This is a genomic window from Candidatus Methylomirabilota bacterium (assembly GCA_028870115.1).
In the GTDB taxonomy this organism is placed as follows: Bacteria; Methylomirabilota; Methylomirabilia; order Methylomirabilales; family Methylomirabilaceae; genus Methylomirabilis.
In genome coordinates, this window is record JAGWQH010000048.1 from 51,280 (window position 1) to 57,279 (window position 6,000).

Annotated in this window: 5 protein-coding genes; all 5 read left to right on the forward strand. The window is 64.0% G+C overall.

What is annotated here, in order from left to right; genetic code table 11:
• Positions 1-51: 51 nt before the first annotated feature.
• Entirely contained in the window at positions 52-144 is a 93-nt protein-coding gene (gene kdpF, locus KGL31_05545) for a K(+)-transporting ATPase subunit F (protein MDE2321367.1), read from the forward strand.
• Entirely contained in the window at positions 141-1,946 is a 1,806-nt protein-coding gene (kdpA, locus tag KGL31_05550; protein MDE2321368.1) for a potassium-transporting ATPase subunit KdpA, read from the forward strand. Before kdpF ends, kdpA begins: the two co-directional genes overlap by 4 nt.
• A gap of 14 nt (positions 1,947-1,960) precedes the next feature.
• Positions 1,961-4,027, forward strand: coding sequence for a potassium-transporting ATPase subunit KdpB (gene kdpB, locus KGL31_05555; GenBank protein MDE2321369.1), 2,067 nt, complete (start codon positions 1,961-1,963; stop codon positions 4,025-4,027).
• 39 nt (positions 4,028-4,066) lie between these two features.
• Entirely contained in the window at positions 4,067-4,639 is a 573-nt protein-coding gene (gene kdpC / locus KGL31_05560; GenBank protein MDE2321370.1) for a potassium-transporting ATPase subunit KdpC, read from the forward strand.
• Between the two features lie 19 nt (positions 4,640-4,658).
• A partial coding sequence (locus tag KGL31_05565; protein ID MDE2321371.1) for a sensor histidine kinase KdpD occupies positions 4,659-6,000 on the forward strand: 1,342 nt, incomplete at its 3' end.

The following is a 6,000-nucleotide window of genomic DNA, read 5'->3' on the forward strand; positions in this document are numbered from 1 at the left end:
GCGCTTTCGTGGGTGCTGATCAGGCTGTGTGAGCGTCTTTAGGAGAGACCTATGACTGGGCTGTATCTGCTCGGTGGGATTGTGGCGCTTGGCCTGTTGATCTACCTGGTCGTCGCGCTGCTCAAGCCGGAGGTCTTCTCGTGACCGCGAACGGTTACGCGCAGTTGGGTCTGTACCTCATGATTCTGGCCGCCCTCGCCGTACCCCTCGGCGCCTACATGGCCCGCGTCTATGAGGGCCGACCGTTCGGCCTCAATCAACTCCTTGGCCCGCTTGAGCGGTGGATCTATCGCCTCTCTGGGGTCCGGGCTGACGACGAGATGCGGTGGCAGACATACGCATGGGCAATGATGCTCTTTAACCTCGCGGGTTTGCTGGTGGTCTATGCCCTCCAGCGGATGCAGGGTCTGCTTCCGCTGAATCCGCAGTCGCTTGGAGCCGTTTCGCCCGACTCCGCGTTCAACACCGCCGTCAGCTTTGCTACGAACACCAACTGGCAGGGCTACGGAGGCGAGACCACGATGAGCTATCTGACCCAGATGCTCGCGCTCACCGTCCAGAACTTCGTGTCAGCCGCAACCGGCATGGCGGTGCTGGCGGCGTTGATCCGTGGGCTGGCGCGTCGCTCCACCCAGACGGTCGGGAGCTTTTGGATCGACCTCACCCGTACCATCCTCTACATCCTCCTGCCGCTCTCGATCGTTCTCGCCCTGGCGCTGGCGTCGCAGGGGGTCGTGCAGACGTTTGGGCCATACGCCAAGGCGAGCGTCGTTCAACCGACTACCTATGATGAACCGGTGACGGATAAAGACGGGAAGCCTGTGCTCGATGACAAGGGCCGACCAGTGACGAAAAAGGCTGTGTTCACAGAGCAGGTGATCGCACTCGGCCCCGTCGCATCCCAGGTCGCCATCAAGCAACTTGGGACCAATGGCGGAGGCTTCTTCAATGTCAACTCGGCGCATCCCTACGAGAACCCGACGCCTCTCTCGAACTTCCTCGAGCTGCTGGCCATCCTGTTGATCCCTATGGCCCTCTGTCACACCTTCGGGGTCATGGTCAAGGATACGCGCCAGGGCTGGGCCGTCCTCGCGGCCATGACCATCATGTTCGTCGGTCTGCTCGCCCTCTGCGTCGGCGCTGAGCAAGGCGGAAATCCCCTGCTGACCGGACTGGGGATCGACCAGCATGCCAGCGAACTGCACGCGGGCGGCAACATGGAAGGGAAGGAGGTCCGCTTCGGCATCGTCAACTCAGCGCTCTGGGCCACCGCCACGACGGCCGCCTCAAACGGCTCGGTGAATGCGATGCACGACTCCTTCACGCCGCTGGGCGGCCTGGTTCCGATATGGCTGATACAGCTTGGGGAGGTTATTTACGGTGGCGCCGGCTCCGGGCTGTACGGCATGCTGGTCTTCGCCATCATCGCCGTATTCGTGGCGGGCCTCATGGTAGGGCGCACACCCGAGTATCTGGGGAAGAAGATCGAGGCCTACGAGATGAAGATGGCCTCCCTGGTGATCCTGATCCCGCCCGCCCTGGTGTTGCTTGGCACAGCAGTCGCCGTTGTCACCAGTGGCGGCAAGGCCGGGATCTCAAACCCCGGCGCCCACGGCTTCAGCGAGATCCTGTACGCCTTTTCGTCGGCCGGCAACAACAACGGAAGCGCCTTTGCCGGGCTCAGCGCCAACACGCCCTTTTATAACATCTCGCTGGGGGTGGCAATGTTCTTTGCTCGCTACTGGCTGGCCATCCCGACCCTGGCGATCGCGGGGTCGCTTGCCGCCAAGAAGCCTGTTCCGCCCGGCGCGGGGACCCTCCCCACCCACACGCCCCTCTTCGTGGTGCTTCTCATCAGCGTTGTGGTCATCGTCGGGGCGTTGACGTTTTTCCCGGCGCTCGCCCTGGGACCCATCGTGGAGCATCTGATTATGATGTCGTCATAGTCAGGAGAGATCTGATGGCCGCTCGAGGCAAGGCTCGCTCATTATTCGATCCCGCCATCGTGCGTCAGGCCGTGGTCGATGCCTTTCGCAAACTCGCGCCGCAGCGCCAGGTGCGCAACCCGGTTATGTTCGTGGTTTATATCGGCTCCATGCTGACAACAGGACTGTTTATCCAGGCGCTGTTTGGCAGAGGTGAGGCGCCGGTCGGGTTCATCCTGGCGATTTCGGTCTGGCTCTGGTTCACGGTGCTGTTCGCCAACTTCGCCGAGGCGATGGCCGAGGGGCGGGGCAAGGCGCAGGCGGCATCGCTGCGGAAGGCGCGGCGGGACGTCCAGGCCAAGCTTCTCACGCGTCCCGAGCGGGGCGGCGAGCACACGATGGTCCCGGTCACGGCATTGCGGAAGGGTGACGTAGTGCTGGTGGAGGCGGGCGATACGATCCCGGCCGATGGCGAGGTGCTCGAAGGGATCGCCTCGGTGAACGAGGCGGCGATTACCGGCGAGAGCGCGCCGGTCATCCGCGAGAGCGGTGGTGACCGCAATGCGGTGACCGGAGGGACCCAGGTCCTCTCTGACTGGCTGATCGTACGGATTGCGGCGAATCCTGGCGAAGCCTTCCTGGATCGGATGATTGCACTGGTTGAGGGGGCCAAACGTCAGAAGACGCCTAACGAGATCGCGCTGGACATCCTGTTGGCGGCATTGACCATCATCTTCTTGCTCGCGACCGCCACCGTGCTGCCGTTCTCGATCTACAGCGCCGAAGCCGCCGGGCAGGGCAGCCCTGTGACGGTGACGGTCCTCGTTGCGCTGCTCGTCTGCCTGATCCCCACGACCATCGGCGGGCTGCTCTCGGCCATCGGCATTGCCGGGATGGACCGGATGATTCAGAAAAACGTCATCGCCATGTCAGGGCGCGCCGTGGAGGCCGCCGGTGATGTTGATGTCCTGCTGCTCGACAAGACCGGCACCATCACACTCGGCAATCGCCAGGCCACCGCTTTCATGCCGTCGCAGGGGGTCGATGAGCGGGCCCTGGCGGATGCGGCCCAGCTCGCCTCGCTTTCTGACGAGACGCCTGAGGGCCGCTCGATTGTTATCCTCGCCAAGGAGCGATATGGCCTTCGGGAGCGCGACCTCCAAACCCTCGGAGCTACCTTTGTTCCGTTCACCGCTCAGACCAGGATGAGCGGGGTGAGCCTCAACGGCCGCGAGATCCGAAAGGGCGCCGCCGACGCTATCGAGGCGTATGTGAAGCGCCTTCGGGGGAAGTTCCCGGCGGACATTCGCGCCAAAGTGGACACGATCGCCAAGCAAGGTGCCACCCCGCTGGTGGTCGCTGACGGGGCCAACGTACTCGGTGTCGTGCAGCTCAAGGACATCGTGAAGGGCGGCATTCGAGAGCGGTTCCTTGAGCTGAGGGGCATGGGGATCAAGACAGTGATGATCACCGGCGACAACCCGCTGACGGCGGCCGCGATTGCGGCGGAGGCAGGCGTGGATGAGTTTCTGGCTGAGGCGACGCCTGAGGCGAAGCTTACGCTGATCCGCGACTTGCAGGCGCAGGGCCGCCTGGTGGCGATGACGGGCGATGGGACCAACGATGCCCCGGCGCTCGCCCAGGCGGATGTCGCGGTAGCGATGAATACCGGGACGCAGGCGGCGAAAGAGGCCGGCAACATGGTGGACCTGGATTCGAACCCGACGAAGCTCCTGGAGGTGGTCGAGACGGGGAAGCAGATGCTCATGACGCGGGGGGCCCTCACGACCTTCAGCATCGCCAACGACGTGGCCAAGTACTTCGCGATCATCCCGGCGGCCTTTGCGACCACCTACCCGGCGTTGGGCGCGTTGAACATCATGCGGCTCGCCACGCCAGCCAGCGCCATCCTCTCGGCCGTCATCTTCAACGCGCTGATCATCGTCGCGCTGATCCCGCTGTCGCTCCGCGGGGTCCGCTATCGGGCGGTCGGCGCGGCTGCGCTGTTGCGACGCCACCTGTGGATCTACGGGGCTGGGGGGCTCGTGGCGCCGTTCATCGGAATCAAGCTCATCGATCTCTTGCTCCTGGCCTTTCCCTAAGTCCAGTCAACGATATTACCAGACAGGGGAGTAGATGGTATGCGTGCGCATTGGCGACCGGCGATCGTCTTGCTGGCGCTCTTCACGATCCTCACGGGGCTCGTCTATCCGCTCATCGTCACGGGCGTGGCCCAACAGCTCTTCCCGAGTCAGGCCAATGGCAGCCTCATCGTTCAGTCAGGCCAAACCGTGGGCTCCGCCCTCATCGGGCAGCCGTTTGACGACCCTAGGTACTTCTGGGGACGGCCCTCGGCCACAGCGCCGTTCCCATACAATGCCGGGGCCTCCTCAGGTTCCAACCTCGGCCCAACGAATGAGACGTTACGGAAGGCTATCCAGTTGCGCGTTGAGACCCTGCGCGCGGCCGACCAAAACAACCAGACCCCTATCCCCGTAGATCTGGTCACGGCGTCAGCCAGTGGACTGGACCCGCACATCAGTCCGGCTAGCGCACTCTATCAGGTCCGGCGGGTCGCCAGGGCGCGCGGACGAGACGAAGCCACGGTGCGCCGCCTCGTCGAGCAGCATATCGAAGGGCGCCAGCTCGGCATCTTGGGCGAGCCGCGAGTCAACGTGCTACAATTAAATGTGGCGTTGGATACCATGCGATAGCACGGATGACCTGTGAGTCGTGACTGTCATGCCCGAACATCGACCAGACCCGGATGCTCTGCTGGCTCGCGTAAAGGAAGAAGCGGCGCGTGAGAAGCGCGGGAGATTGAAGGTCTTCCTGGGCGCAGCCGCGGGTGTCGGCAAGACTTACGCCATGCTTGAAGCCGCTCGCGAACAGCGCGTTGAGGGCGTGGATGTCGTGGCCGGCTGGGTGGAAACCCACGGCCGACCCGAGACCGAGGCGCTCCTTGAGGGGCTCAAGGTGCTGCCGCCTCGCCGCCTCGAGTACCGCGACGCCACGCTTGTGGAGTTCGACCTGGATGGCGCGCTCGCCCGCCGCCCCACGGTAATCCTGGTCGATGAGCTGGCGCATACCAACGCACCGGGCACCCGACACGCGAAGCGCTGGCAGGACGTTATGGAACTGCTCGACGCCGGGATCCACGTCTACACCACGCTGAATGTCCAACACCTCGAGAGCCTCAACGACGTCGTCACCAAGATTACTGGGACAGTCGTGCGCGAAACGATTCCCGACTCGGTCATCGAGCAGGCCGATGAAATCGAGTTGATCGACCTGCCCCCCGACGACCTGCTCCAGCGTCTCAAGGAAGGCAAGGTCTACGTCCCGGAGTTGGCGAAGGAGGCGATCGACAACTTCTTCCGGAAAGGCAATCTGACCGCGCTTCGGGAACTGGCCCTCCGGCGCACGGCCGACCGAGTGGACGCGCAGATGCGCGCCTATATGAGTGATCAGGCCATCCCCACGACTTGGCCCGTCACGGAGCGGCTGATGGTCCTGGTCAGTCCGAGTCCCCATGCGGCCCAGACCGTCCGGGCCGCCAAGCGGATGGCGGCGGCGCTGCGAGCGGAATGGATCGCGGTGTATGTTGAGACGTCCGCGCATGCGCGGCTCAACGAGGCGGACCGCAGGCGTGTCGGCGAGACGCTCCGGCTGGCTGAGGCGCTTGGGGCGGAGGCGGTGACCTTAAGCGGGGTGCGGGCCAATGAGAGTGAGGAGGTCCTGCGGTACGCCAAAGCGCGTAACGTCACCAAGATCATCCTGGGGAAGCCGAGCCGCTCCCTGTGGAGGCGGATCACGGCAGGTTCCATCGTGGACGCCCTGATGCGCGGCAGTGGCGACATCGATATCTATGTTATCAGTCGGGTGGGGGCTCCGCTCGTGCCGGTTGCCAGGGTGGAGCGAGCCCATGAGATGGACTGGTCAACCTACGGCCGCGCCACGGCCGTCGTCGCATTCTGCACGGCGGTGGCGTGGCTGATGTTTCCGTATTTCGGACTCTCCAATTTGATCATGGTGTACCTGCTCGGGGTGACCGGCGTCGCCGCCCGCTCCGGCC